Genomic DNA, 26,514 nt, shown 5'->3' with positions numbered 1-26,514 from the left:
TTTTTTTGTACGGCTTATGTAGCCGGAATGTTTATAAGGTTATTGCTAATGGATGTCCATCAAGTAAACGAACTGGGCAAAAAAGATGATAAAAAAGTGACTCAGATCATCGGAGCCAGCCAAAAACCGGTGATGCAGCGCACACATCCTGGCGAACTGGAAGACGACTGGATTGCAGAAGAAGTGCCCGTTGCGCTGGTCTATAACGGGATTTCGCATGTGGTGATGATGGCGTCGCCGAAAGATCTCGAAGCCTTTGCGCTGGGATTCTCGCTGTCGGAAGGAATTATCGAATCGGCTGCGGATATTTACGGGCTGGACGTGACACCAAACTGTAACGGTATTGAAGTTAACATCGAGTTATCGAGCCGCCGTTTTGCCGGGCTGAAAGAACGACGTCGCGCCATGGCGGGCCGCACCGGTTGCGGCGTTTGCGGCATCGAGCAGTTGGGTGATTTATTCCGTCCGCTCGCGCCGTTGCCGTTTACCCAAACGTTTGAACTGGCAAATCTGGATAAGGCGCTGAGTCAGTTGAAATCCGTGCAGGAAATTGGCCAGCTGACCGGCTGCACGCACGCCGCCGCGTGGATAACGTCGCAGGGTGAATTATTAGGTGGCTGCGAAGACGTGGGACGTCACGTGGCACTCGACAAAATGCTCGGCCTGCGTGAAAAGCAAAGCGGATGGAAAACAGGTGCCGCACTGGTGTCGAGCCGCGCCAGCTATGAAATGGTGCAGAAAACCGCGATGTGCGGCATCGAAATCCTGTTCGCCGTTTCCGCCGCCACGACGCTTGCCGTCGACGTCGCTGAAAAATGCAATCTGACGCTGGTCGGTTTCAGCAAACCCGGCCGCGCGACGGTGTATACGCATCCGCAGCGGTTAAGGTAGTCGTCTAAGCACCGCGTGCCTTTAGACAATTTCGGATTCGCTGCTGTTATCTGGTTCTAAGCCCCGTATAACAGGGGCTTACAAGTACCCGCACAAAGTGCGGAGCATAGATAATCATTTTCAATATCATTTAATTAACTATAATGATCCGACTGATTACGCGGTGCTCACAATGACGGTGCCGCCCTACACTATGGAGACGATGAACATGAGTTATTCACTGCCATCACTGCCTTACGCATACGACGCACTCGAACCGCATTTCGACAAAGAAACGATGGAAATCCATCACTCTAAACATCACCAGGCTTACGTGAACAACGCTAACGCTGCACTGGAAAGTCTGCCAGAACTGGCAAAACTTTCTGTTGAAGAGCTGATCGCGAACCTGGACAAAGTTCCTGCGGATAAGAAAGTCGCACTGCGTAATAACGCAGGTGGCCACGCTAACCACAGCCTGTTCTGGAAAGGCCTGAAAACCGGCACCACCTTACAGGGTGAACTGAAATCCGCTATCGAGCGCGATTTCGGCAGCGTTGACGCGTTCAAAGAGACTTTCGAAAAAGCAGCAACCACTCGTTTCGGCTCAGGCTGGGCGTGGCTGGTTCTGAAAGACGGCAAACTGGCCGTAGTTTCAACGGCTAACCAGGACAGCCCGCTGATGGGCGAAGCCGTTTCTGGCGCTTCCGGTTACCCGCTGCTGGGTCTGGACGTTTGGGAACATGCTTACTACCTGAAATATCAGAACAAACGCCCTGACTACATCAAAGCATTCTGGGATGTTGTGAACTGGGACGAAGCAGCAAAACGTCTGGCTGAAGCGAAATAATTCCGCCCTGCCGCCCTTAACGGGCACGATGTTTTCGCCAATGGCGGGTCTGTGACCCGCCTTTTTTATGCGTGTAATATGCTGAAAACGTTACCCTGATCACCATAATCAAGTGAATCATTTTTATTTACCCCGCTTTTTTCCGACTTCGCTCTCATTTATCAAAAATACCCCGCAGCACCCATAAAGTTTATTTTTACTCCACCGATAGATTGTTCACAAAGGCGTTACAAAACCGCTAATTTTCGCAGGGATGTACTACGGAGAACGATTATGGGTAACGGCACGGGTCTTTCGCAGTGGATGAATAATCTCAAGGTGGGCACCAAACTGGGTCTGGGATTCGGATTGGTATTATTGATCGCCGCCGTGATCACCGTGGCAGGCATGGTCAAACTTAATGACATCAGCCAGCGGGCTGAGAAAGTCGATTTTAGTAATCAGATGAATGCGTTACTCAACGATGCGCGTCTTAGCCGCACGCTGTATCAGCTTAAGTACGATCCCGTCTATCTCCAGCAGAATCAGGACAAAATCAACGCGCTTTCGCAGCTGATTGCCCAATCTAAAGGCACACTGGAATGGGATGCCACCAGCCAGGCGAATCTCGATCAGGTGCCGGTGAAAATCCGGGAATATCAGCAGGCGCAGGACGCGTTTAAAAAGGCCGTCGATATGAAAGACGCCGTGCGTGCCAGCTGGAATCTTTCTGAAACCGAAGCGGTAGTGAAACGCCTGCAAGATCAGCTGCGCGTGGAAGATGCCGATCCTTCCATCCGCTTGTCTCTGGCGGAAGTAATTCAGAAACTGATCAGCGTGCGTTACTACGTGCGAGGCTTGTTGCTGAACATGGATAAAGAATCCGAAACCACATTGCTGAAGGCCATTGATGATACGCAGGCAAACGCCAAAAAACTGAACGCGCTGTTACTGCCGAATCAGCAGGCCACACTGGCTCCGCTGATGACCGCGCTGGCCGACTATAAAAGCCATGTCGTCGCCTATATGCCTGCCTATGATGAAGAACAGCAGAACTCGCAGGTGCTGTCGGTCAAAGCCAGTGAGATGAATACGCTGGTGGGAAAAATCTTCAAAAATGAGCTGGCAAATACACACACTGATATCAGCCGTGCACAGTTAATGATGATGGTGATAACGCTGACAGTGCTGCTGGCCGGGATTTTAATCGCATGGCGCATCACCCGTCAGATTACTCAGCCGCTGCGCGCCACCTTGCAGACCGCCGAGCTGATTGCCAAAGGTGATCTGACCGCAGCACATCCGACGACGCGTCGCGACGAGCTGGGCATGCTGATGAATGCGGTTGCGGCGATGAGCCAGAACCTCAGCACCATGATTTACGAAATCCGCTCGGGCGTGACGCAGGTTTCCCACGCGGCGGCCGAAATCGCCGCCGGAAATACCGATTTGTCATCACGCACCGAACAGCAGGCGGCTGCGGTGGAAGAGACGGCAGCCAGCATGGAAGAACTGAGCGCAACGGTGAAACAGAACGCCGATAACGCGCATCACGCCAGCAAACTTGCCAGTGAAGCCTCCGGCACTGCCACGCTCGGCGGTAAGCAGGTCAGCGACGTTGTCGACACCATGCAACAGATTTCCGGCAGTTCGAAGCGTATTGCTGAAATTACTTCTGTGATCAACGGCATCGCCTTCCAGACCAACATTCTGGCGCTGAACGCCGCAGTCGAAGCAGCAAGAGCCGGAGAACAAGGGCGCGGCTTCTCGGTGGTTGCCTCTGAAGTCCGCACGCTGGCACAGCGCAGTGCTCAGGCCGCGAAAGAAATCGAAGGGCTGATTGCCGAATCGGTCGAGCGCGTCAATACCGGCGCGAAACTGGTGGAAAACACCGGTCGCACCATGCAGGACATCGTTAAATCGGTTTCGCACGTGCGCGATATTATGGGTGAAATTGCTTCGGCGTCTGACGAGCAAAGCCGCGGCATCAGCCAGATTTCTCAGGCTATCGTCGAGATGGACAGCACCACCCAGCAGAACGCCGCGCTGGTGGAGCAGTCTTCTGCTGCCGCAGATTCTTTGGAAGATCAGGCGGCTACGCTGACGCAGGCGGTCTCGGTATTCCGTCTGGCGGATAACCGCAATATGGAGCACGCACCGGCGGCCAATGCGCTGCGTCGCCCGGCGCTTTCTCCGGTGCAGAACAAAACCAGCCAGGAAAACTGGGAAACTTTCTGATCCCTCTTTTCACCCTGCGCGCTTTCTCACCGATGGCGCGCGGGGTGATTCTTCCTACTCACGGCATGGGATGCAGGTTATGCTGAGGTCAACGACTGATTCCGAGCGGAGATCTTATGCATTATCCCGACGTCTACATTGGTACTGTTGAGAGCTACCCTGATTACTCACCAAGCGCAATTGCCAAACGTCAGGTCAACGGCGGCATACCATTAACGCATCTGGGCCTGGAAGGCGATCAGCACGCCGAAACGTCTTATCACGGCGGCGCGGATCGCGCGCTGTGTCATTTTCCACGCGAGCATTACGCCTGGCTGCGTCAGCAATTTCCTGAAGAAGAAGAGCGCTTTCATCCGCCCGCGTTTGGCGAGAACCTTTCCACGCTGGGCATGACTGAAGAGAATGTGTTTATCGGCGATATCTTCCGCTGGGGCGAGGCGCTGATTCAGGTCACGCAGCCACGTGCGCCCTGTTATAAGCTGAACCATTTTCTCGACTGCAAAAATCTGTCGCTGTTACTGCAAAGCAGCGGGCGCTGCGGCTGGTTGTATCGCGTGGTGGGCAGCGGAAATATCAGCGGCGATCGTCCGCTGGAGTTGCTGACGCGCAACAGCGACGTCTCAGTCGCTGAGGCGATTTCTATCGCGTTTCACATGCCGTTCGATGAAGAACAATATCGCCGTCTGATGTCCGCCGCAGGGATTTCTGCCAGCTGGAGCAAGACGATGCAGATGCGTCTGGTGAACCGCAAGATTGAGGATTTTGGACGGAGATTGTTTGGGAAGTAGGGTCTTGCTCCTCCCCCTGCAAGGGTGGGAGGCAGGGAGGGGGTATTGCAAACGGCAGAGAGGCCATTAATACCCCAACCCTACCCTTCGCAGGGAAGGGCGTTAAAAATCAGAACGCTTTTTTAGCGAAACCGGTTACCACTTTCAGGCCCATTTCGCGTCCCAGCGCGGTCATCGGGTGAACGACCACGATTCCGCGTACGGTTTTCTTCAGCGTGCCCATATCAGCCTGTTCTTTCTTAGTGATTTCACGGCTGAACGGCAACTGCTCCAGCTTCTGTGCTTCGGTGCTGAGTTTTTTGACCCGCACATCTTTCAGGCGCGCAATTTCAGCGGCCAGCTTTTCTTTCTCTTCTTCGTGCCTGGCGATGAGATCAGAATTACCCTGCTGGATAACCGTAGGGTCTTTGTGATTCAGGGCATCAAGCATGTCGCTGAGGCGTTTAATCTCGGCTTTTTCGATTTCTTTCATGGTGTCAGATCCGTTCATGCCGCAGCGGGCAAAACTGTAAATTGGGAATAATAACCGTCAGTGTATCAGGAAGTGGGCAATTCTTCAGCTCACTCCTGCGATTCTGCCAGCCCCGGAGGCAAACCGCACATCTCACAGGCGCGCTGGCCAATGCGGACCATGGCCGAAATATACCGCGTGTCGAACACATAACAACAGGATAGCCGCAGGCCATTGGTGTAACGGCCGCTCGGCGAATAAAGCTGGCCTGGCGTCATGCAGATTTTATCCTCTAATAGCTGGCGGAATAACGCCACGCAATCGACGCCCGCCGGGAAATCCACCCAAATCACGAAGCCGCCCGCCGGTTGCGTGGCACGCGTTCCCTGCGGGAAATGCAGGGCGATCAGCGCACGCGCCTGCTCGACCTGTGAGGCATACCGGCGGCGCAGCGCACGCAGATGATGGTCATAGCCGCCTGACTCCAGAAACACCGTCAGCGTTTGCGAGAGCAGCGCAGATTCAGCCATCGATGAGACCGCTTTCAGCTTGTGCAGCTTCGCGGCAAAGCGCCCCCCCTCCATCCAGCCGATACGAAAATCTGGCGCCAGCGTTTTGGTAAAACTGGTGCAAAACAAGATCCAGCCATCGCGGTCAAACGCTTTCACCGCCGGGGACAGCGTCGCGCCGAACTGAATTTCCGCATACAGGCCGTCTTCGATCAGCGGCACATGATGATCGTTCATCATCCGCGCCAGCCGTTTTTTCGCGGCTAACGGCATGGTGAAGCCCAGCGGATTCTGCGCCGTCGACATGGCGATCACCGCGTTCAGACGTTTTTCGCTGAGCAGCATTTCCAGCACGTCCAGCGAAAGGCCGGTTTGCGGATCGGTCGGGATTTCCACCGCCTTCAGCCCCAGACTGGCGAGCAGCGGCAGCAGATAGAAATAAGTCGGCGTCTCCAGCCCCACACTGTCGCCGGGTTGCGTGGTGACGCGCAGCGCCAGTTGTAACGCTTCCATACAACCGTGCGTGATGGTGATGTCAGTCGGCTCTAAAATCATCCCCAGCGTCAGCGCCCGGCGGGCGATTTGCTGTCGCAGCGGTGGATGCCCTGGTGGCAGCGCATACTGGCCAATCAGATTGGGCTGGCGGCGCAGCAGAGACGACATAATACGCCCCAGTTTTCCGCTCGGATAAAAGTCATTGGACTGCGGGCAAGCCAGCGAAAGATTGGTGTAGGTCGGGTCGATTTGCGCGGCGAACACTTTGTCGATGAGATCGAGCACTTCATCCGCCGGTTCCGCCGCCTGCGTATGTTGCTGCTCCTGCGGCTGATGCTGTTCGAGCGCAGGCAGCGCCGCACGGACGTAAAAACCGGACTGCGGCCGCGCCTCGATAAACCCGCGATCTTCCAGCCGCCGGTACGCCGCCACCACGGTATTAATACTGACTGACCAGGTCTGCGCACTGCGTCGCACCGACGGCAAACGACTGCCCGGCGCGAGCGTGCCACGGCGGATGGCTTCGGCAAGTTGTTCCGCCAGCTGGTTGTAACGAGTGTCAGTCAGATCCGCGGTATCAGTCATGGTGTCAGTTCCGTGAAAAAGGGAGGGGTACAGTGTGCGTCATCTCAATCTGTAACCCTGACAATAGCGTATTTCTGGTTCTGTTACCCTCTCCTGCAACGCTTTATTCTGGTTCTCTGGAATACAGGGGAGCAGGAAAACAAAAATGATAGATACCGCTTTTGTCAGTTACGTCACCGTGATGTCGATTACACCGGGTCCGAACAATCTGCTGCTGGCGGCTTCCGGCGTGAATTTCGGGCTGCGCCGCAGCGTGCCGATGATGCTCGGGATAACACTCGGCTGCGTCGTGCAATGTGCACTGATGACCTCAATGCTGGCGATTTTACTGAGCTGGATGAACGCCGTACGCCTGCCGATGGCGGCCGTCGGCTGTGCCTATTTATTCTGGCTGTCGTGGAAAATCTACCGTTCCGGCACGCCAAAAGAAGGTGAGAAACAGCAACCGATGAACATGGTCGGCGGCGCGCTGTTTCAGGCGATCAACCCGAAAGCCTGGCTGATGGCGACCAACGTGGCGATTCTGTTTACGCCCCCGGATGGCAATATGCTGCATCACACGCTGCTGATTTGCATCGGCTTCGCGCTGATCAACCTGCCGTGCATTCTGGTGTGGGTGGTGATGGGTGACAGGTTACGTCAGGCGTTACGCGTTGAGTGGAAACTGAAACTGTTCAATACAGTCATGGGCGGCATGATGGCGCTTACCGCGCTGTGGCTGCTGGTCGGCGAAGTGCGCCATGCCATGATGTAGTCACGTTATTTCTGAACGGGGGACAGACGTGAGGGCTGCTGATTGCTGATGTGGGCGATAAGGCCGGTCACGGAAAGCACCATGGTGGAGCGGACGATTTGCTGATAACGCTGGCGTTGCATGGCGATCAGCGATTCGTCGGCTTCACCGGGTCTCAGGAAGGTCGGCGCAGGCGGTAGCTCGGTTACGCAGTGCAACTCTCCGAACGGCCCCAGAATTTCATCGTCGGTAAACCGGTACTCTTCGCCGTCGTAGTTCAGCTCTTCACGCAGCGCCATCAATAATTCCGCATCTTCATATTCATGACGGCTGATGACACCCAGCGCATAAATCAGTTTCAGACGCACGGACAGATCGCCCAGCGGACCGGTGCCGGTCAGCAACGGTTCGACCGCGTATTTCACCGCGTAATCGTCTTTGCGGAAAACCTGCACCACCAGAATATCCAGCGCTTCGGCCAGTAATTCGACGGACGTCATCAGGAAGCTGCGCACGGTTTTACCTGCATTGAGCTTCTCGAGGACACGGTTTTCAAATGCCTGAGCTTTTTCCATTGGGCTTTCTTGCAATAAAGAACCGATGCTTTTAACGCCCTTGGCGTCATCCCTGAAACGCACATGTCGGGCAGTCACTGCCTGCCCGACAGGGCTTTCTTTGCCTGGTGTTGGCGAAATCAAAACGAACGCAGTATTAGTGCATGGATTCGTAGATTTTTACGGCTTCGGCGACGACTTCGCCTTCTTCCGGCAGACCTGAGATCTGGGCAAGGGCGGCTTTCGGCCCGACTTTCTCCAGCAGCTCTGCCAGCTCTTTAGCCTGTGGATCCTGCTCGCTGCGATAACGCATCGCGGCAGCAATACCGATCACCAGATTATTGTGCGGCAGACGATATTCCTGCGTGCCCAGCAACGGTTTGATCAGACGGTCGCCCGCGCTCAGTTTACGCAGCGGCTGACGGCCAACGCGTTCCACGTCATCGTGCAGATACGGGTTTTCAAAGCGGGACAGAATTTTTTCGATGTATGCGCCGTGTTTTTGCGAATCAAAGCCATAACGACGGATCAGCACTTCGCCGCTTTCGACCATCGCGCCGCGAACGATCAGTCTCACTTTCTCGTCGAGGATCGCCTCACGAATGGTGGCGTGGCCGGCCTGCTGGCCGAGGTACGCGGTGATCGCATGACCGGTGTTCAGGGTAAAGAGTTTGCGCTCGACGAACGCCATCAGGTTGTCGGTCAGTTCCATTCCGGCGATTTTCGGCAAAGTGCCTTTAAACTGAGTTTGATCGACAATCCACTCGCTGAAGGTTTCTACCGTCACTTCCAGCGGATCGGTAGTACCGGCGGCGGCTGGCGGAACAATGCGGTCTACGGCGGAATCGACAAAACCGATATGCGCTTCAACCCACACTTTCTCATCTTCCGGCAGCGCGTTGAATACGTGCTGTTTGAACTGGCTGGTGCCGCGCACCATATTTTCACAGGCGATGATATTCAGCGGGTTTTCGTTACCCTGCTGGTGACGCAGAACCAGACCTTTCGCGACGTTTGGCGCGATTTTTTCCAGCACGGTCGGGCCTACGGCGGTGGTGACTAAATCGACTTCGGCGATCAGGTTAATCGCATCCTGGCCTGCGCTGTTCACAGCGCTGACGTTGCTGACCGGCTCAACGATGGCCTGTTCACCCACGACATGCACGTCATAGCCTTTACGGCTGTTGAGCGCGTCGAGTAAGACAGGGCTGACATCCGCAAACGTCAGTTCGATTCCGGCATCAGCCAATAATTTACCGATAAAACCGCGGCCAATGTTACCTGCGCCAAAATGTAATGCTTTCATAATATTTCCTTCAAATCGGGGGCCATCATTAGGTAAAGCTGGGGAGCCGCCCGGCTCCGAATCAACAAGCGGGTCTCGTAAGACCCGCTGAGTGACGCTCTATATTTTCTGAATGTTTAAAGCTTAACCGCGAAGAATACTCAGGACTTCTTCCACGCTGGTGGTGTTCGCCAGACGGTCAATCACGCCATCTTCATCAAGCGCCGTGGTCAGTTTAGTGATCACGTTGATGTGCTCATTATTACGTGCGGCGATACCGATAACCAGACGCGCTCTGTCATCCTCGTCTTCACCCCAGCGGATACCCGCCGGATACTGGCAGAACACAATACCGGTTTTCAGTACGCGGTCTTTCGCTTCGATGGTGCCGTGTGGCACAGCGATGGATTCACCCAGATACGTGGAGGTCAGCTGCTCACGGGCCAACATCGCTTCGACATATTCTGCCTGAACATAACCGCCTTTCACCAGTTGCTCACCGGCAAAGCGGATCGCATCTTCTTTGCTGGTCGCCTGCAGGCCGAGGAAGATGTTGCTTTCGCTCATACGGAACAGGTTTTCGTTATCAGTATCAGCCACGATGCTGTCGCCGAGCGTGGTGGTCACTTTCTCTTTGTACTGGCTGGCTTTGTTCACTTCAACCAGACGGGAAGTCAGGTCAGTGTAAAGGCCGCTGTCGAGGAAGTTGGTCAGCGAGATATGCTGCGCATGCGGCACCTGACGCATGGCACGTTCAGTCAGGTCGCGGTGGGTAATCACCAAATCCACATCGTCAGGCAAGTTGTTGATTGCGCTGTTGGTGACGCTGATATTGGTCAGCCCCGCATCCTGCACTTTCTTACGCAGAACACCGGCACCCATTGCGCTGGAACCCATACCGGCGTCACAGGCTACGATGATTTTACGTACGGTGGACAGGTCGCCCGCCACGCCCGTTGCAGAAGGTTTGCCGCCTTTAGATTCGGCTTTCATGTCCTGCATGCGACGGGTTGCTTCGTCCAGATCGTCGCCTTCTTTCGCTTTGGTGGTTTTCAGCAACAGTGCAGAGACCACGAAGGATACCGCAAATGCTGCCACGATAGCCGCGATGTTAGCGAAGTAAGCCCCTTTTGGCGTCATCGCCAGCACTGCCAGGATGGAACCCGGTGATGCCGGAGATACCAGACCGCCGTTCAGCAGCGTCAGGGTGAATACGCCGGTCATACCACCGAGGATAACCGCCAGCAGCAGACGTGGATTCATCAGAACGTATGGGAAATAAATTTCGTGGATACCACCCAGGAAGTGGATGATTGCCGCGCCGCCAGCAGATTGCTTGGCACTGCCACGACCGAAGAACATGTACGCCATCAGGACGCCCATACCCGGACCTGGGTTCGCTTCGATCAGGAAGAAGATAGATTTACCGGTTTCAGTCGCCTGCTGGATGCCCAGTGGAGAGAAGATACCGTGGTTAATGGCGTTATTGAGGAACAGGATTTTCGCCGGTTCAACAAAGATAGAGGCCAGCGGCAACAGGTTATGAATAACCATGATGTGCACGCCTGCAGCCAGCACTTTAGACAGCGCTTCTACCAGCGGACCGATTGCCAGGAAGGCGAGGATCGCCAGCAGCATACCGATAATACCGGCTGAGAAGTTGTTAACCAGCATCTCAAAGCCGCTTTTGATTTTACCGTCAACCCAACGGTCAAAGCGCTTGATACACCAGCCGCCCAGCGGGCCACCAATCATCGCACCGAGGAACATCGGCATGTCCGCACCGACTATCACACCCATTACGGTGATTGCACCGACCACACCACCGCGATCACCACCAACCAGACGACCACCGGTGAAACCGATGAGCAATGGCAGGAGATAAGTGATCATCGGGCCAACCAGTTTCGCTAATGTTTCGTTAGGAATCCAGCCGGTAGGAATGAACAGAGCGGTAATGATACCCCAGGCGATGAACGCGCCGATGTTGGGCATTACCATGTTACTCAGGAAGCGACCAAAGTTTTGAACTTTGATCTTAACGTCTGGTGAAAACATAAAACGCACCCCTATTGATACGCGCTGACAATAGAGCGCGTGATATCAGTTAATTATCGGTGACGGTTAATTCGGTTTTATATGCCACTGCTTTAAAAATCCGTCCGTCGAATTGCTGTCTGCGAGGCGGACTCTACCACGTGATTATAGGCATCGCGTACCCACCCGGCATCCCGTGACGCGGATCACACCTATGAGCCCACTACCCCCTGCATTATGGTGATCCCGATCACAAAAACACCCTGTAACCCGGCTACACTGGCGAAAATGCAGCCACCAAAGCGCTAAAACCGTGACTTAAGTCACCTTTTGTTAACGAGTCTTTATCATAAAAATGTGATATTTATCACAAAGTATTTTCCGCCGGACTTGTGTATTTCGCTTAAAAAGCATTCAGACGTGTCTGTTCCGCGCAGAAATGCGTTTACGGGGGAGATTTTGAAAGAAAATTACAGGGGGTTAAGCGGGGGCTACGAAAAACTGCAGCCCAAATGCACTGTCAAAATCAAGCTGGAGGTAATGTGATTTCTTTACCAATTTTGGTCGTTACATCTTTAACTATTTTCAGTTCAAAATCGGTATAGCTATAAAGCTGTTGAGAATCGACATGATGTGACGTTCTGATGTCGTAAGTGATCGACTTACCCAACTGATTTTTTCGTGGTCGATTGTAACCGAAGAACTTAGCGTATCTCCTCGGTGCAGTCCCCTCGAAATTATCGAAAACCACTTTAGAAATATCATCCCCCGCCGGCTCGCCGTGGCTTATAGAATCTCCATGGAGATCTTCTGCTAAACTTTTTTCATAAGGCTCGATATACACCACACGCTTAATACCAGCGGCAATAATATGTCGCGCGCAATTATGGCAAGGATAGGTAGTGCAATAAAGCGTCTTACCTACCGTACTCACTTGAGCGATTCTTGCCATAGTAGTTATGGCATCCATTTCGGCATGAATTGCTCTTGAGTATTCAATTAACGATTTCAATTTAGTCGTTTTCATTATCTCTTCAGAAATAGTGGTAAATTGAGTTCGGGTAAAATCGAATTTCTGGAGTACAACATCAATTTCTTTTCTGACAAGATTTTTGTGCTGATCGTTTTGACAGCCCCCATCAGCAAAGCATCGTTTATCATTATCAACGTTTTCACAAGAGTACAACCCTCCTCCTGCGGTTGGTACGTCATTACACCCGGTTGCAAGAATATTGTTGTTGTCATCCATGATGGCAGCCCCAACTTGTCGTGACAGGCATGCAGAACGTAATGCCGCAGTGCTGGCGTTAAACAGACCCGTTTCATCTCGTGTTGGTGTAAGGTTTTTTGCGCCATGTATTAGATTAACAAACCTTTGTACGGCATTTTCTATGCGGATGTCGCTGACATTTTTTATAAAATAATCCGAACATTGCAATGTTTCTTCTACTTGCTGCCCATACTTAATGGGTGAACGTCGATCCCTTTCGACAAGCTTGTCTATATCGTCCTTGCTGATCCCGTCTCGTCTAAGGTTATTTTTTCTTTCTTTCAATGTTCGAAGTACGCCAAGCAGGTAGAAATTATTACGATATACCTCTCTCAGTAATTCAATTTCTGAAGGGTGTTTAAATTGATCGATAATATAAGCAACTTTGCTGGTCGTTTTTCCATCACCACCTTCTGCCTGACGTAATTCCAGTAACTTATTACGCAGGGAACTGATATTACGAATAGCCATTTGAGCGGCAATCATCGTCCCACGCTCTTTTCTCAGGGCATCTCCAAGATCTTGAAGCTGCACATAATGTTCATAGCCTTTTAGTGAAATCAATTCACTCGCAATATCATGGGGTTTCGTATTCGCTATTAATGAACTGAGCCTGATATGCTCAACGTGATATGACCCAGCAGTAAGTTGTTCGATCAGCTTTTCTTTTAATGTGTTAACACCTGAGCCGCTGGCACCACATAATCCAATAATCAATTCCTGAGAACGGTGTCGTTGCAAGGCATCAATGCTGTCATGTTCAGTAGAACGATTTGATTTTTCAATCGGAAAAAATTTTTGTGCGGGAACAGTCATAAAAACTCCAATGACTGGACAGACAAGGCTGGGTTACCAGTCGAGTTTAGCGGCAGCTTCCTGTACTCGCGCTTTGGCTTTCTCATACTCGGCAAACTCTTGCCAGGCTGAAAGATCAATCACTTTATGTAAACCAGCCGCTTCTTTAACGCGTAGGTTTTCATGACGCTCGTTTTTTTTCAACGCAGCATAATCAGCGAATTGAACAATCATAAACTATCCATGTAATAAGTAAGAATTTGAGGGAACTCTGATGTCAGACCTAAATAATCAGAGATTGCTTCACAGGAATAAATATCCATGAAGAAAGGAAGGTTACCACGAGAAAACTAACGAAGTGAGTAAAAATTTACTCAGTTTCAGTCATTACATTCAATACTGAGAAGTGCTTTCCAAACTATAGCCATGAAGAAATCCGACAGCATTGGCTGCCGGATTGAACCTCGAATTACTTCCCGCCTTGCGCCTTCACAATGGCGGCCTGCAAATCGTCGGCGGATACTGCGCCCGGCAGTACTGTAGTGTTTTCAGCGGTTGCGCCGCTGGTTGGCATCACTACAAAGCCCGGTGTACCGCTGAAACCCAGGGTGCGTGCCAGTTCGTCGTTGGCGGCGATGGCTTCATGCGTGGCTTTACGCTGCGCTTCGGTCGGTTGCGTAGCCTTGGCGGCTTTCACGGCACCGGCGATATCCGCTTCGGTCAGTTTGCCTTCGTCATGCCCGGTGCGGTAAATGCTGTTGTGATAATCGAAATACGCCTGCGCGCCCTTCTCTTTCCACACCGCCATACCGGTTTCAGCGGCGGTGATTGACGGTTTCCAGCGGTCGCCGAAGATTGGCCACTCTTTGAAGACGAAGCGCACATTTGGATTAGCTTTCACCGTTTGCTCGACCACGGGTGCCATGCGGCTGCAGTAAAGGCACTGATAATCGAAGAATTCGACAAACGCGACTTTGGCATCTTTTGGGCCATAGCTCGGGGTCGCCGGGTCGCCGGTGAGTTTTTTGGCATTCGCCAGTACCGCGCTCAGGGTTTGTTGCTGTTGCTGATCGGCCTGCTGCGCCTGTAATTTCTGGCTGACCTGCACCAGAATTTCCGGGTGCTGAAGCAAATAATCTGCTGCGATTTTACCAATAGCCGCCTGCTGTGCAGGGGTAAAGTCTGCAGTCGCGCTCTCGGCAGCGGAGGCCAGCGTCGGGGCCAGCACCAAAGCAGCCAGCAAAGTCATCGTCTGACGTTTCATCAAAAATCCTTAAAGTGAAGACGGGAAAAACGGACAGTTGCCATCAAAAGTAGAGGAATTTAGACAGCTTTGCAGGTTAAAAATTGTCATTTTTTATAAACCTGCCGTGATACTCGTCGGTTAAACCCACAAAAAAGCCACGCAGCTAAGACGTGGCTTTCAAACAATGACCGAAGGGGCTTAGTTGCTGAAATCACCCTGCGCGACTTTCTGCGCCTGAAGCAATGTCTGCTGTTTGCCCACCAGATTCGACATCATGGTGTTGTACTGCGTCGCCTGTTGCTGCGTCGGGAATTGCACGCCGCCGTTGGCGAAAGCGACCTGAGTGCCCTGCTGTTGCAGATAGTCACCGACGGAGACGATATCCTGCGTGAAGCTTTGCAGCGCAGGAACCAGCGGAGTCAGCACGTTAGCAGGCTGAGTCACCACGGTACTGTAGACCTGGCTATAAACTGCTTTCAAATCGTCCGGCTGCTTCAGTGCGGCCATCGCGGTATCAGCTTTAGTTTTGGAATCACGCAGCTGTGCATTCAGCAGGCTCAGCGTGCTGGCCGCCTGTTGCAACGCACCGCGTTGAGTTATGTAATCCTGCGGTGTCCGCACCTGACCGATAGCATTGACGACCGGTACGAAGCTGCCGTCTACAGCGCCTTTCATCTGACGGGAGAATGATAAAATAATGCCGTAGTCATTCGCATAATTACCAAAACGTTGTTTTTGGTCTTCACTCAGCGAGGGCAGATTTTGCCCGCTGCGCATCACGGTATTTTGCAAATAATCGATAAAGGCTTTGCGTTGTTCCGGTTCTTTATCGCCGCATGCAGTGAGCTGAAACACTACCAGCAGTGCGATAAACGGCGCCAGCCAGCGAGAAAATGCACCGCTTCTGATCCCTACAGTCATGAGTCCTGACTCCTGATTTCAATGTTCTTTTACCGGCAAGTTCCCTGCCGAGTTTATGTATTCCATGCGGTTTATAGGATAGAACATAAGGTGGGGATGCGATACCTGCGGCCCCGACGCTTTTCAATAAAGCGTATATATTCGAATCCAGGCCGGTTTTGCTCTGCTCCCTCCCCCTCGCAGGGAAGGGAGCAGATCGAGACACATGCGTGACTTTATTGAAGCAACGAAATATCCGCTACCTGCAGGAACAACTCCCGCAGCTTAGATAACAACGTCAGACGGTTAATACGCACCGCTTCGTTCTCATCCATCACCATCACGGTATCGAAGAAGGTGTCGACGGTTTCGCGCAGCGCAGCCAGTTCGACCAGCGCTTCTTTGTACTGACCGGCAGCAAACAGCGGCTCGAGTTTATCGCGCAGAACCACCAGATGCGTCGCCAGTTTCAGCTCAGCAGGCTCTTTGAGCACGGAAGCGTGAACGTGATCGAGCAGAACGTCGGTCGATTTCGCCAGAATGTTGGAAACGCGTTTGTTGGCAGCAGCCAGCGTAGCCGCTTCATCCAGCGTGCGGAAATAGCTCACCGCTTTCACACGGGCATCGAAGTCAGCCGGTTTGGTCGGACGACGCGCCAGTACAGCCTGAATAGTATCGACCGCGTGACCTTCTTCCTGATACCACGCGCGGAAACGACCGAGCATGAAATCAACCACTTCATCAACAACCTTGGCGTTGGTCAGCTTGTCACCGTACAGGCGCACCGCTTCTTCGGTCAGGGTTTGCAGATCGAGCGTCAGGTTTTTCTCGACAATAATACGCAACACGCCCAGTGCTGCACGACGCAGTGCGAACGGGTCTTTATCACCTTTCGGATGCTGCCCGATGCCGAAGATACCGGCAAGGGTGTCCATCTTGTCGGCGATCGCCAGCGCACAGGCCACCGGGGAAGCCGGTAAGGCGTCGCCCGCAAAGCGTGGCTGATACTGCTCGTTTAGCGCGACAGCCACTTCTTCTGCTTCGCCGTCGTGACGCGCATAGTGCATGCCCATCACACCCTGCGTATCGGTGAACTCGAAGACCATGTTGGTCATCAGGTCACATTTGGACAGCAGACCAGCGCGTTTAGCGTTCTCCACGTCGGCACCGATTCTATCAGCGATCCAGCCGGAGAGGGCTTCGATACGATCGGTTTTATCACGCAGCGTACCGAGCTGTTTCTGGAACATCACGGTAGCCAGACGCGGCAGGTTATCTTCCAGACGTTTTTTGCGGTCTGTCTTGAAGAAGAATTCAGCATCGGCCAGACGCGGACGAACCACTTTCTCGTTACCGGAAATGATTTGCTGCGGATCTTTCGATTCAATGTTGGCCACGAAGATGAAGTTCGGCAGAAGTTTGCCCGCGGCGTCGTACACCGGGAAATACTTCTGGTCGCCTTTCATGGTGTAAACCAGCGCTTCAGCCGGCACCGCCAGGAATTTCTCTTCGAATTTCGCGGTCAGAACGACCGGCCATTCCACCAGGGACGCCACTTCTTCCAGCAGGCTTTCGCCCAGATCGGCGATACCGCCAATCTCTTTCGCTGCTTTCTCGGCATCACGTTTGATGATGGCTTTACGTTGTTCGTAATCCGCGATGACTTTGCCGCGTTCGAGCAAAATCTGCGGATACTGATCGGCGTTGTCGATAGTGAATTCCGGCTCACCCATGAAACGGTGACCGCGAACAGTGCGCGCAGAATCGATACCGAGGATTTTCGCCGGGATCAGCTCATCGCCCAGCAGCAAGGTTACGGTATGAACCGGACGTACGAACTGCACGTCGGAATCGCCCCAGCGCATCAGTTTAGGAATCGGCAGTTTGGACAATGACGTAGCGATCATCGCAGGCAGCAGCTGTTGGGCGCTTTCGCCTTTGACGTGCGCACGGTAAACCAGCCATTCGCCTTTATCGGTGACCAGACGATCGGCCTGATCCACGGTGATACCACAACCGCGTGCCCAGCCTTCAGCGGCTTTGCTTGGTTTGCCTTCGGCATCAAACGCCTGAGAAACCGCAGGGCCACGTTTTTCAACTTCGCGATCGGCCTGAGATTCATGCAGGGCAGAGACTTTCAGCGCCAGACGGCGCGGGGCTGCAAACCATTTTACGTCGCCGTGTGGCAGATTCGCCGCATCCAGCTCCGCTGTCAGGTTAGCCGCAAAAGATTCAGCAAGGCTGCGAAGAGCCTTCGGTGGTAGTTCTTCCGTGCCGATTTCCACCAGAAATGTTTTATCAGTCATCACTGTTTCTCACTTCTCGTTCTTTTTGCACATCGGGAAGCCCAGCACTTCGCGGGAAGCGTAATACGCTTCAGCTACCGCTTTGGTCAGGGTACGGATGCGCAGAATGTAGCGCTGACGTTCAGTCACAGAAATCGCTTTACGCGCGTCGAGCAGGTTGAAGCAATGAGCTGCTTTCAAAATGCGCTCATACGCAGGTAATGCCAGAGGCTTTTCGAGTGCCAGCAAGGTTTGCGCTTCTTTCTCGTGCTGTTCGAAGCAGGAGAACAGGAAATCGACGTCGGCGTATTCGAAGTTATAGGTGGATTGCTCCACTTCATTCTGATGGAACACGTCGCCGTACGTCGTTTTGCCCAGCGGACCATTGCTCCAGACCAGATCGTAAACGCTGTCCACGCCCTGGATGTACATCGCCAGACGCTCAAGACCGTAGGTGATTTCACCGGTCACAGGTTTACATTCCAGGCCGCCGACCTGCTGGAAGTAAGTGAACTGCGTCACTTCCATGCCGTTCAGCCACACTTCCCAGCCGAGGCCCCAGGCGCCGAGCGTCGGGTTTTCCCAGTTGTCTTCAACGAAGCGAATATCGTGGATCAACGGATCAAGACCCAGCTCTTTCAGGGAACCGAGGTACAGCTCCTGTATGTTTTCCGGGGAAGGTTTGATCATCACCTGGAACTGATAATAGTGTTGCAGGCGGTTCGGGTTCTCACCGTAGCGACCGTCAGTCGGGCGGCGTGAGGGCTGAACATAGGCTGCCGCAAATGGCTCAGGGCCAAGCGCGCGCAGGCTGGTCATCGGATGCGAGGTACCCGCGCCGACTTCCATATCCAGCGGTTGAACAATGGTGCAGCCCTGCTGCGCCCAATAATCTTGCAGTGTCAGGATCAGGCCCTGAAATGTCTTGGTATCAAACTTTTGCATGTTGGATTCGCACGCGAGAAAGTGGGTTTAAAGAGAGTCCGACAGTATACCCGTTGAACGGAAGATAATCAGCCAGAATCAGGCGACTGAGCGTTACCGAGAGGGAGTGTTTAGGTTTTGGCGCGCATTTTTGGAAAGTAAAAGGGGCTGAGCGCCCCTTTCGTCGTTAAAACCGGGCACTGATCCCGGCGTTGTAAGACGTTTGTTCGCCGGAATCCAGGCCGGTGGTTTGGGAGACAGCGGCGAAGGCGGAAATGCTGTGGGTGATTTGCACGTTCGCCCCGACGGTCATATCCACCCAGTCATCATCCTGCTCACCGGTGGTGCGGCTAAAGTGCGTTCGGGTAGATTTGATCGCCCCCGTGGCGGTGTAGGTTTTATCGCCGAACTGGCGGTCGTAGGTCACCTGCGCGTAGGGATTTACGATGCCGAGCTCAGCGTTCAGACGCCAGCCCAGCGCGCCGATTTGCGAATGGGACGTCTGGTCGCCAAAGCGCATCGAGGTGCTGTTGTTGCCCTTCTCGCTGTATCCGTCAACGCTGCTGTAATCCCAGCTATATTGCGCCACCGGACCGGTTTTCAGCACCGGTAACACCGGGAAATCCCAGCCAGCGGTGACGCGCCCGCCGATCTGTTTGCCGTCGGTATCGCCGCGCTCGGTACGTGTAGTCGGCCCCAATTTGATACTGCGGTTAATATCGTCGTAATTCAGAGAGCCATAATGCACATCGCCGTTGATCCAGCCATTTTCGGCGATTTTCACACCGGTAAAGGCAGTCGCCATCCAGCCGCGGGTGCGGTAGCTGTAATGGTCGGTCGGATCCTGTTTATCGTCTGAACCGGAAATCATCAGCCCCATCATCCAGCGATCGGTCATCTGATAATCCATGCCGATATTCAGCGAGTTAGACGTCAGATCACCCTCCCCCAGTGACGGATTGATTTTGCTGTCCGCACTCTGCCCGGCGTAACCGCCGAACATGCCGAAAGTACCGGCGTCGTTATCCTGCGAACGCAGCTGCTGGAAGCGGCTGTCGAGCAGACCCTGCGTATTGCGCGCCAGCGCCAGCGAGCCCTGATTCAGCGCGGTGACTTCCAGAGGACCGTTAATCACCGACTGCATGTACTCGGCGATCAGCGCGTGTGCCTGCGGGGTCGGATGGAAATGGTCGGCAAACAGGAACGCTTTGCTGCTATCGAAGCCCGGCAGGTTCGACGTACATTCAGAGGCTGAGGTACCGACCGGGCATGCAGTGCCGGCGGTATTGGCGAAGCCGTACAGGTTCGGATCGGCAATCACTTCGTTGAACAGCCCGTTGATATCCACACGCGCAATGTTGCCGCCGGTTTTCGCCAGCGCGATATCTTCGGTGGTGTTATAGGTATCAGTGAGACCGCCCGCCACACTTTTCAGCGCGTCATAGGCGGCGATCAGCCCTTTTGACAGCAAATCCTGCACCAGTTCGGAATCCAGCCCGGCCGTGGTTGAAGCCTTCAGCGCATTGTGAATCGCCTCGGTTCGCGCATCGTTATCCGGCGTGTTTTGGCCATTGAGATATTTGTAGGCCGCTTCCAGCGCCTGCTGCTGAACCGGCAGCAATCCGACCTGAATAATGCCTTCCATCAGCACCGGCGTGAGGCCGATATTCGGCACCGTCGGCACGACCACGGTTCCCGCTCCGGCTTTCAGCAAATCGTTCACCTGCGACGCGGCCTGCGTGGCGCTGTTAGTGGCAATTTCTACAGCGGAAATCGGGTTCAGGCTCAGCGCAGCGGCGGCCAGATCGTTGCCGCCAATCCAGTGAATATACAGCCCGTTGGGATCGGCTTTGCCGCCGGTCGAGGCCAGATAGCTTTTGACCTGATCCTGCGTGGTGTAGTCGGAATCAAGACCCGGCACCGCAACACCGCCGCCTTCGGCATAGTTCAGGCCTCCTTTGGAAGACGGCGTCAGGGTGGTACCGATATTTTTCGCCAGAATTTCGTCGTACAGCGGATGTGAGCTGCTGTCGAAGGTCCAGCGGCCAATATTGCCAGTGTCACTCAGGCTGTCGCCGAAGACATACAGTTGACTGTAAGCCTGTGCCGAAGCCTGTAAACCTAAGCACATTGCCACCGCGAACGCGCCCTGTGTCAGCCGTAAAACGGCGGTTTTTTTGCCTGTCATCGTCGTGATATCCCGAAAATATTTGCAGTTCGAATCCCTGACTACGTAATGATTGCGTAATGAATGGCTTTAAATATTGTTCAGATCCGACCAGCGTCAAGTTGGTGGTGTGGAAATTGCGACGTTGCAGAGTTATCCGAGAAGCCACACACTGACCCCACGTTTTCAGGCTTCTTAAAAGGACGACAGAATGGCGACCACCCGATGTAGCTGGGTTTCGAAAGAACCGATTTATCTCGAGTATCACGATAAAGAATGGGGCGTGCCGGTCAAAGATGGCCGTGAATTGTTTGAAATGCTGTGTCTGGAAGGCCAGCAGGCAGGGTTGTCGTGGATCACCATCCTGAGAAAGCGCGAAAACTACCGCCAGAACTTTCACAATTTCGATCCGGCACGCATCGCCAAAATGACTGACGACGACGTAGAGCGTCTGGTGCTCGACGCCGGGATTGTGCGTCATCGCGGAAAAATCAAAGCGATCATCCTGAATGCGCAGATTTATTTAGCCATGCAGGCCAACGGCGAGGATTTCTCAGAGTTCATCTGGAGCTTTGTCGAACATCAACCGGTCATCAATAATCCGCTCGGCCCGGAAGGCGTACCGGCCAAAACCGCCGTTTCTGATGCGATGTCTAAAGCGCTGAAAAAGAAAGGCTTTAAATTTACCGGATCGACGATTTGCTACGCATTTATGCAGGCCGCCGGGCTGGTGAACGATCATCAGTCTTACTGTTTCTGCCATCCGAAAAATCAACCGGTATGATCCGCCTTTCCGCGCCTGCCGACACCGAAGCCATTATGCGACTGTGGTTGCGCAGCACGCTGGCGGCGCATCCGTTTATTGATGAAACCTATTGGTTTGAAAGCGCACCCATGGTGCGCGAAACTTTTTTGCCGCAGGCGGTGACCTGGGTTTCCACCGCTGAAGACGGCGGAATCAATGGCTTCATCAGCGTGCTGAATCATCAGTTCATCGGCGCGCTGTTTGTCGATGAAAGCGCTTATGGCACAGGCATTGCGCAGCAATTAATGCGTGAAGTGAAAAATCACTATCCGCTTTTGCTGCTCGAGGTTTATCAGGAAAATCACCGCGCCGTGGCGTTTTATCGCAAAGAAGCGTTCTTAGTGGTGAACGATACGGTTCACCCCGGAACCGATCTTCCTACCTGGGTTCTGCGCTGGCATCAGCCCATTTCTGAATAAGTTTCTAAAATCCGTAAAAAGACAAAAACGGATAACCGGAATTCTCCTACTGCTTAACGCCCCAAAATTACGCATAAATGGCGCCAGAACGCCGCAGGGCTGATATCTGCTCGTTGCAATTGTTTATGTTTTGTCACCTTTTTCTGTGCAACTTAACGGAAAGCGTGCAGTCATAATGCAGCAGTCAGGTTCTGAAAAAAGAACATAAAGAAAACATCCAGAAAGGAAATAAGATGAACAAAAGACTTCTTGTGGTTGCTGGCGTGCTTTGCGTCACGATGGGCCTGTCAGCCTGTACCACCAACCCGTACACCGGCGAATCAGAAGCAGGTAAATCCGGCATTGGCGCGGGTCTGGGCGCCGCCTTAGGGGCGGGCGTTGGGATGCTTTCTTCATCCAAACACGATCGCGGCAAAGGCGCGCTGATCGGTGCTGCTGCTGGCGCTGCGCTGGGTGGCGGTGCGGGGTATTACATGGATGTGCAGGAATCTAAACTGCGCGACAAAATGAAAGGCACCGGTGTCAGCGTCACCCGTCAGGGCGACAACATCGTGCTGAACATGCCGAACAACGTCACCTTCGACACCAACAGCAGCACGCTGAAACCGGCGGGCGCGAACACGCTGACCGGCGTGGCGATGGTACTGAAAGAGTATCCTAAAACTGCGGTGAACGTAGTCGGTTACACCGATAGCACCGGTACCCGTGCGCTCAACATGAAGCTGTCCCAGCAACGTGCTGACGGCGTCGGCAGCGCGCTGATCACTCAGGGCGTCGACGGCAGTCGTGTACGCACCACCGGTGCAGGCCCGGATAATCCGATCGCCAGCAACAGCACCGAAGCCGGTAAAGCGCAGAACCGCCGCGTTGAGATTACCCTCAGCCCGTTGCAGTAAAACCGCTGAAATACAAAATATGAACGGAGCCGCGAGGCTCCGTTTTGCGTTTATGTTATCCTCCGGCAACCGCTTATCTCACCTGCGCAACGGATGCCAGTATGTCTCTGAAAGCTATCGCCAAAGATCTCGGTCTCTCTGTGACCACCGTCAGCCGTGCGCTGAACGGTTACGATGACGTTTCAGCCGATACCAAAGCGCGGGTGCAGGCGGCAGCGGATGTACGCGGTTACCGGCCCAATACCCTCGCCCGCCGTCTGAAAATGGGCAAGATCGACGCCGTTGGCCTCATCTTTCCCTTCACATCCCATCCGTTAAGCAATTCTGCGTTTGTCGAAATGGTCGGCTGTATTACCCGCGAACTGGCAAAACATGAGATCGACTTGCTGCTGGTGCCGGACGAGCTGGGAACCTTTTCATGGCGACGGCTGATCGAAAGCAAACGCGTGGACGCCATGTTGGTGGCGCATACGCTCAATGACGATCCGCGCCTGCTGGATTTGCAGCAACGCAATTTCCCGTTTCTGGCACTCGGTCGCAGCACCTGCCTGACTCAGGATTATGCCTGGTTCGATTTCGATAACCGCGCCGGTATGCAAATGGCCGTCGATCATCTCGCCGGGCTGGGACATCAGCGCATTGCCTTTCTCGGCGAAAACAATCAGCAATCTTTTATCAGCCAGCGGCATCAGGGTTATATCGACGGCCTGAAGGCGAATAAACTGCCGCTGAACCCGCAGTATGTGAACAAAGTCAGCCCGAGCCGCCGCGCCGGTTATCAGGCAACGCAGGCGCTGCTGGCCTTACCGCAGCCGCCTACGGCAATGGTCTGCGACTGCAATATGCATGGCGAAGGCGCGGCGCTGGCATTGTACGAAGCCGGACTGCTGCAAAGTGGAGCGGTTTCGCTGATTATCTACGATGGTTTACCCTCTGACAGCCTGCCCGACGTGGCCGTCACCGCTATTCGTCAGGGCACCCGCGAAGCGGTCGGGCTGCAAATCGCCGAGATGACGATGGCACTGATCCGTAACGAACCGATGAGCCATTTGCAGGTTCTCTGGCAGCCGGAATTGCAGGCGGGCGTCACCGCTCATCCACCACAGTTATAATTCCTCTTTAGGTTATTTTTCCACCCTATATCACAAATTTGCATCAACGAATTTCCCATCCGAAACGTTTCGGATCAATAGTGACTCCACCAGATAGCGTTTTATCGCTGCAAATTACCTTGTGGAGTCGTGACACTTTGGAAAACCAGATCGTCCATTTAACCAGCGAACACACCAGCCTGATCGTGCGCTGCACACCGTTCGCAGAAATCCTGTACTGGGGAAATCGTCTGAGCCAGTTTTCAGCCGATGACGTCATTTCCCTTGCCCGCGCGGTACCCAATGGCCGCCTGGACGTGGAAGCCCCGCTAAATTTCAGCGCTGACACCGGACGCGGGTCTTTCGGTACACCGGGCGTTGAAGGCCATCGTGACGGTCTGGACTGGTCGCCGGTCTTTGATACCGTTGACGTCCGCCACCAGGGAAATCAGCTGACAATCACTACCGAGGATGCGACAGCCGGCCTGCAATTTCGCAGCGAACTGCGCCTCGATGACAGCGGCGTGTTGCAAACCCGCAATGCCCTGACCAATCTCAAATCCGGCACCTATCAGCTGACGCGCCTTGCCGTGACGCTGCCGCTGCCTGAACGCGCCGCCGAAGTAATGGCGTTTCATGGCCGTTGGATCAAAGAGTTCCAGCCGCACCGCACGCAGCTGGATCACGGCGGCATCATTCAGGAAAACCGTCGCGGCAAAACCTCCTCCGAATATTTCCCGGCGATGATGATCGGTCATCCGGGTTTTAGCGAAGAACAGGGCGAAGTCTGGGGGATCCATCTGGGCTGGAGCGGTAACCACCGTTTGCGTGCCGACATCAAAATCGACGGCCGCCGTCTGGTGCAGGCCGAAGCGCTGTATCTGCCGGGCGAGCAACGCCTCGAACAGGGTGAAACGCTGGAAACGCCGTGGCTGTACGCCAGCTACTCCGCCAGCGGGCTGAATCGCATGAGTCAGCAGTTTCACCGCTTCGTGCGTGAGGAAATTTTACGCTTCCCGACGGAGAAACCGCGCCCGGTACATCTCAATACCTGGGAGGGAATTTATTTCGATCACGATCCCGACTACATCATGCAAATGGCGACGGAGTCTGCCGCGTTAGGCGTTGAACGCTTCATTATCGACGATGGGTGGTTCCGCGGGCGCGACCACGACCGTGCCGCGCTTGGCGACTGGTATCTCGATGAGAGGAAATACCCGAACGGGCTGAAACCGGTGATCGACCACGTTAAAAATCTCGGCATGGAGTTTGGTATCTGGGTCGAACCAGAAATGATTAACCCGGATTCGGATTTGTATCGCGCCCACCCGGACTGGCTGCTGGCGCTGCCGGGTTATCAGCAACCAAGCGGCCGTCATCAGTTCGTGCTCGATCTCAATAATACGCAGGTCTTTGATTATCTTGTAGAACGTATGAGCTGGTTGCTCGGCGAGCACGACGTTGATTATGTGAAATGGGACATGAACCGCGAAATCGTCCAGCCGGGGCATGAAGGCCGCGCGGCGCTGACGGCACAAACGCAGCAGTTCTATCGCCTGCTCGACGTACTGGGTGAACGCTTCCCGCAGATTGAATTCGAATCCTGCGCCTCCGGCGGTGGCCGTATTGATTATGAAGTGCTGAAACGCAGCCATCGCTTCTGGACGTCGGACAACAATGACGCGCTGGAGCGGCAGAAAATTCAGCGCGGCATGAGCTATTTCTTCCCGCCGGAAGTGATGGGCTCGCACATCGGTAACAAGCTGTGCCACGCCACGTCGCGCCAGCATAGCATCGAATTTCGCGGCCTGACGGCGCTGTTCGGCCATATGGGCATCGAGCTCGATCCGGTGAAAGAAGGCGAGGAGGAGCGTGCCGGGTTCGCGAAATATACCCGGCTGCATCAGCAGCTGAGGCCGTTACTGCACAGCGGCGACGTCTATCGGGTCGATAGCCGTGATGACGCGATGCTGGTCAACGGCGTGGTCAGCCAGAGCGGCGATCGCGCGGTGTTTCTGGTAAGTCAGCTGGCGATGCCAACCTGGTCATTACCGGGAACGCTGAGGGTGCCAGGGCTGCAGGCCGATGCGCGTTATCGCGTGACGGTGCTGGACGAACCGGCGCTGCTGGCCGGTGGCGGCAGCGGACACACCATGCGCGTGCAACCGGCATGGCTGCATGAAGCGCCGGTGCTGAGCGGTGAATGGCTGGCGAACGCCGGGCTGACGCTGCCGGTGCTGGATCCGGAAAGCGCCCTGCTGCTCGGTTTTGAACAGGTGTAATCCGGTTAGTTAAAGAATACATAAACATAAAAAACGCCGGCACTACGGTGCCGTTTTTGA

The 26,514-nt window shown here is 54.0% G+C and carries 22 protein-coding genes; 10 read left to right on the top strand and 12 right to left on the bottom strand.

All coding sequences use genetic code 11. The annotated features are described in order from the left end of the window. Positions 1-48: 48 nt before the first annotated feature. The 4 genes from fdhD to yiiM all read left to right on the top strand — a co-directional run bounded on the left by fdhD (position 49) and on the right by yiiM (position 4,725). Positions 49-891, top strand: coding sequence for a formate dehydrogenase accessory sulfurtransferase FdhD (gene fdhD, locus AC0Z7K_RS08910; RefSeq protein WP_413529970.1), 843 nt, complete (start codon positions 49-51; stop codon positions 889-891). Positions 892-1,099: 208 nt separating this feature from the next. Further along, the gene (gene sodA / locus AC0Z7K_RS08905) at positions 1,100-1,720 is read left to right on the top strand and encodes a superoxide dismutase [Mn] (RefSeq protein WP_056775847.1); all 621 of its coding nucleotides are present in this window, start codon (positions 1,100-1,102) and stop codon (positions 1,718-1,720) included. Positions 1,721-1,993: 273 nt separating this feature from the next. Next, on the top strand, positions 1,994-3,937 hold the full coding sequence (locus AC0Z7K_RS08900; RefSeq protein ID WP_413529966.1) for a methyl-accepting chemotaxis protein: 1,944 nt from the start codon (positions 1,994-1,996) through the stop codon (positions 3,935-3,937). Between the two features lie 116 nt (positions 3,938-4,053). Beyond that, complete coding sequence (gene yiiM / locus AC0Z7K_RS08895; protein ID WP_485614002.1) at positions 4,054-4,725, top strand: 6-hydroxyaminopurine reductase; 672 nt, start codon at positions 4,054-4,056, stop codon at positions 4,723-4,725. A 109-nt stretch (positions 4,726-4,834) separates the two neighbouring features. Here the strand turns inward: yiiM and AC0Z7K_RS08890 are convergent, their stop codons facing one another. Continuing rightward, positions 4,835-5,197 carry a YibL family ribosome-associated protein gene (locus AC0Z7K_RS08890; RefSeq protein WP_485614000.1) on the bottom strand — a complete coding sequence of 121 codons (363 nt, stop codon included), beginning with the start codon at positions 5,195-5,197 and terminating at the stop codon, positions 4,835-4,837. An 89-nt stretch (positions 5,198-5,286) separates the two neighbouring features. After that, positions 5,287-6,765, bottom strand: a complete 1,479-nt coding sequence (locus AC0Z7K_RS08885; protein ID WP_485613999.1) for an aminotransferase-like domain-containing protein — start codon at positions 6,763-6,765, stop codon at positions 5,287-5,289. A 145-nt stretch (positions 6,766-6,910) separates the two neighbouring features. On the opposite strand from AC0Z7K_RS08885, the gene AC0Z7K_RS08880 reads away from it, so the two are divergent. Continuing rightward, positions 6,911-7,519, top strand: coding sequence for a LysE family translocator (locus AC0Z7K_RS08880; RefSeq protein WP_413529963.1), 609 nt, complete (start codon positions 6,911-6,913; stop codon positions 7,517-7,519). Positions 7,520-7,524: 5 nt separating this feature from the next. Here the strand turns inward: AC0Z7K_RS08880 and AC0Z7K_RS08875 are convergent, their stop codons facing one another. The 10 genes from AC0Z7K_RS08875 to AC0Z7K_RS08830 form a co-directional block, all read right to left on the bottom strand. Beyond that, the gene (locus tag AC0Z7K_RS08875; protein WP_485613997.1) at positions 7,525-8,073 is read right to left on the bottom strand and encodes an MltR family transcriptional regulator; all 549 of its coding nucleotides are present in this window, start codon (positions 8,071-8,073) and stop codon (positions 7,525-7,527) included. A gap of 136 nt (positions 8,074-8,209) precedes the next feature. Next, positions 8,210-9,358, bottom strand: a complete 1,149-nt coding sequence (locus AC0Z7K_RS08870) for a mannitol-1-phosphate 5-dehydrogenase (RefSeq protein WP_485613996.1) — start codon at positions 9,356-9,358, stop codon at positions 8,210-8,212. 123 nt (positions 9,359-9,481) lie between these two features. Then, positions 9,482-11,395, bottom strand: coding sequence for a PTS mannitol transporter subunit IICBA (locus tag AC0Z7K_RS08865; protein ID WP_413529961.1), 1,914 nt, complete (start codon positions 11,393-11,395; stop codon positions 9,482-9,484). 505 nt (positions 11,396-11,900) lie between these two features. Then, the gene (locus AC0Z7K_RS08860; protein WP_485613994.1) at positions 11,901-13,460 is read right to left on the bottom strand and encodes an anti-phage dCTP deaminase; all 1,560 of its coding nucleotides are present in this window, start codon (positions 13,458-13,460) and stop codon (positions 11,901-11,903) included. Positions 13,461-13,493: 33 nt separating this feature from the next. Beyond that, the gene (locus AC0Z7K_RS08855) at positions 13,494-13,673 is read right to left on the bottom strand and encodes a hypothetical protein (RefSeq protein ID WP_485613992.1); all 180 of its coding nucleotides are present in this window, start codon (positions 13,671-13,673) and stop codon (positions 13,494-13,496) included. Between the two features lie 235 nt (positions 13,674-13,908). Then, entirely contained in the window at positions 13,909-14,703 is a 795-nt protein-coding gene (locus tag AC0Z7K_RS08850) for a DsbA family protein (RefSeq protein ID WP_485613990.1), read from the bottom strand. A 180-nt stretch (positions 14,704-14,883) separates the two neighbouring features. Beyond that, a complete protein-coding gene (locus AC0Z7K_RS08845) occupies positions 14,884-15,606 on the bottom strand; it encodes a DUF3053 domain-containing protein (protein ID WP_413529959.1) in 723 nt (240 codons plus the stop codon). Between the two features lie 215 nt (positions 15,607-15,821). Beyond that, positions 15,822-17,891, bottom strand: coding sequence for a glycine--tRNA ligase subunit beta (gene glyS / locus AC0Z7K_RS08840; protein ID WP_485613988.1), 2,070 nt, complete (start codon positions 17,889-17,891; stop codon positions 15,822-15,824). A gap of 9 nt (positions 17,892-17,900) precedes the next feature. Next, on the bottom strand, positions 17,901-18,815 hold the full coding sequence (gene glyQ / locus AC0Z7K_RS08835) for a glycine--tRNA ligase subunit alpha (RefSeq protein WP_056775883.1): 915 nt from the start codon (positions 18,813-18,815) through the stop codon (positions 17,901-17,903). A gap of 166 nt (positions 18,816-18,981) precedes the next feature. Further along, the gene (locus AC0Z7K_RS08830) at positions 18,982-20,982 is read right to left on the bottom strand and encodes an autotransporter outer membrane beta-barrel domain-containing protein (protein WP_485613986.1); all 2,001 of its coding nucleotides are present in this window, start codon (positions 20,980-20,982) and stop codon (positions 18,982-18,984) included. 190 nt (positions 20,983-21,172) lie between these two features. Here AC0Z7K_RS08830 and AC0Z7K_RS08825 point away from each other — a divergent pair, with 190 nt between their 5' ends. From AC0Z7K_RS08825 to AC0Z7K_RS08805, 5 genes are all read left to right on the top strand, one after another. After that, positions 21,173-21,745 (top strand): DNA-3-methyladenine glycosylase I, encoded by a 573-nt coding sequence (locus AC0Z7K_RS08825; protein ID WP_413529956.1) that lies wholly within the window; start codon positions 21,173-21,175, stop codon positions 21,743-21,745. Next, a complete protein-coding gene (locus AC0Z7K_RS08820) occupies positions 21,742-22,185 on the top strand; it encodes an N-acetyltransferase (protein ID WP_485613984.1) in 444 nt (147 codons plus the stop codon). Before AC0Z7K_RS08825 ends, AC0Z7K_RS08820 begins: the two co-directional genes overlap by 4 nt. Before the next feature lie 233 nt (positions 22,186-22,418). After that, positions 22,419-23,081, top strand: a complete 663-nt coding sequence (locus AC0Z7K_RS08815) for an OmpA family lipoprotein (protein WP_413529954.1) — start codon at positions 22,419-22,421, stop codon at positions 23,079-23,081. Between the two features lie 101 nt (positions 23,082-23,182). Beyond that, complete coding sequence (locus AC0Z7K_RS08810; protein WP_485613983.1) at positions 23,183-24,193, top strand: substrate-binding domain-containing protein; 1,011 nt, start codon at positions 23,183-23,185, stop codon at positions 24,191-24,193. Between the two features lie 137 nt (positions 24,194-24,330). Further along, positions 24,331-26,454 (top strand): alpha-galactosidase, encoded by a 2,124-nt coding sequence (locus AC0Z7K_RS08805; protein ID WP_485614252.1) that lies wholly within the window; start codon positions 24,331-24,333, stop codon positions 26,452-26,454. The last annotated feature ends 60 nt before the right edge of the window (positions 26,455-26,514 follow it).

The sequence above is a fragment of the Rahnella sp. 1L-D-7-B-C2 genome (assembly GCF_057290995.1).
The sequence above is the reverse complement of the archived record's forward strand: the minus strand, read 5'-3'. Positions and strand labels throughout refer to the sequence as shown.

Excerpts from the sequence above, each read along its gene's own strand:
- AC0Z7K_RS08815 (WP_413529954.1), top strand. The coding sequence starts at position 22,419 with ATGAACAAAAGACTTCTTGTGGTTGCTGGCGTGCTTTGCGTCACGATG.
- AC0Z7K_RS08845 (WP_413529959.1), bottom strand. The coding sequence starts at position 15,606 with ATGACTGTAGGGATCAGAAGCGGTGCATTTTCTCGCTGGCTGGCGCCG.
- glyS (WP_485613988.1), bottom strand. The coding sequence starts at position 17,891 with ATGACTGATAAAACATTTCTGGTGGAAATCGGCACGGAAGAACTACCA.
- AC0Z7K_RS08885 (WP_485613999.1), bottom strand. The coding sequence starts at position 6,765 with ATGACTGATACCGCGGATCTGACTGACACTCGTTACAACCAGCTGGCG.
- AC0Z7K_RS08890 (WP_485614000.1), bottom strand. The coding sequence starts at position 5,197 with ATGAAAGAAATCGAAAAAGCCGAGATTAAACGCCTCAGCGACATGCTT.
- AC0Z7K_RS08855 (WP_485613992.1), bottom strand. The coding sequence starts at position 13,673 with ATGATTGTTCAATTCGCTGATTATGCTGCGTTGAAAAAAAACGAGCGT.
- AC0Z7K_RS08870 (WP_485613996.1), bottom strand. The coding sequence starts at position 9,358 with ATGAAAGCATTACATTTTGGCGCAGGTAACATTGGCCGCGGTTTTATC.
- AC0Z7K_RS08880 (WP_413529963.1), top strand. The coding sequence starts at position 6,911 with ATGATAGATACCGCTTTTGTCAGTTACGTCACCGTGATGTCGATTACA.
- AC0Z7K_RS08900 (WP_413529966.1), top strand. The coding sequence starts at position 1,994 with ATGGGTAACGGCACGGGTCTTTCGCAGTGGATGAATAATCTCAAGGTG.
- AC0Z7K_RS08850 (WP_485613990.1), bottom strand. The coding sequence starts at position 14,703 with ATGAAACGTCAGACGATGACTTTGCTGGCTGCTTTGGTGCTGGCCCCG.
- AC0Z7K_RS08830 (WP_485613986.1), bottom strand. The coding sequence starts at position 20,982 with ATGACAGGCAAAAAAACCGCCGTTTTACGGCTGACACAGGGCGCGTTC.
- AC0Z7K_RS08820 (WP_485613984.1), top strand. The coding sequence starts at position 21,742 with ATGATCCGCCTTTCCGCGCCTGCCGACACCGAAGCCATTATGCGACTG.
- sodA (WP_056775847.1), top strand. The coding sequence starts at position 1,100 with ATGAGTTATTCACTGCCATCACTGCCTTACGCATACGACGCACTCGAA.
- yiiM (WP_485614002.1), top strand. The coding sequence starts at position 4,054 with ATGCATTATCCCGACGTCTACATTGGTACTGTTGAGAGCTACCCTGAT.
- AC0Z7K_RS08825 (WP_413529956.1), top strand. The coding sequence starts at position 21,173 with ATGGCGACCACCCGATGTAGCTGGGTTTCGAAAGAACCGATTTATCTC.
- AC0Z7K_RS08860 (WP_485613994.1), bottom strand. The coding sequence starts at position 13,460 with ATGACTGTTCCCGCACAAAAATTTTTTCCGATTGAAAAATCAAATCGT.
- glyQ (WP_056775883.1), bottom strand. The coding sequence starts at position 18,815 with ATGCAAAAGTTTGATACCAAGACATTTCAGGGCCTGATCCTGACACTG.
- AC0Z7K_RS08865 (WP_413529961.1), bottom strand. The coding sequence starts at position 11,395 with ATGTTTTCACCAGACGTTAAGATCAAAGTTCAAAACTTTGGTCGCTTC.
- fdhD (WP_413529970.1), top strand. The coding sequence starts at position 49 with ATGGATGTCCATCAAGTAAACGAACTGGGCAAAAAAGATGATAAAAAA.
- AC0Z7K_RS08875 (WP_485613997.1), bottom strand. The coding sequence starts at position 8,073 with ATGGAAAAAGCTCAGGCATTTGAAAACCGTGTCCTCGAGAAGCTCAAT.
- AC0Z7K_RS08810 (WP_485613983.1), top strand. The coding sequence starts at position 23,183 with ATGTCTCTGAAAGCTATCGCCAAAGATCTCGGTCTCTCTGTGACCACC.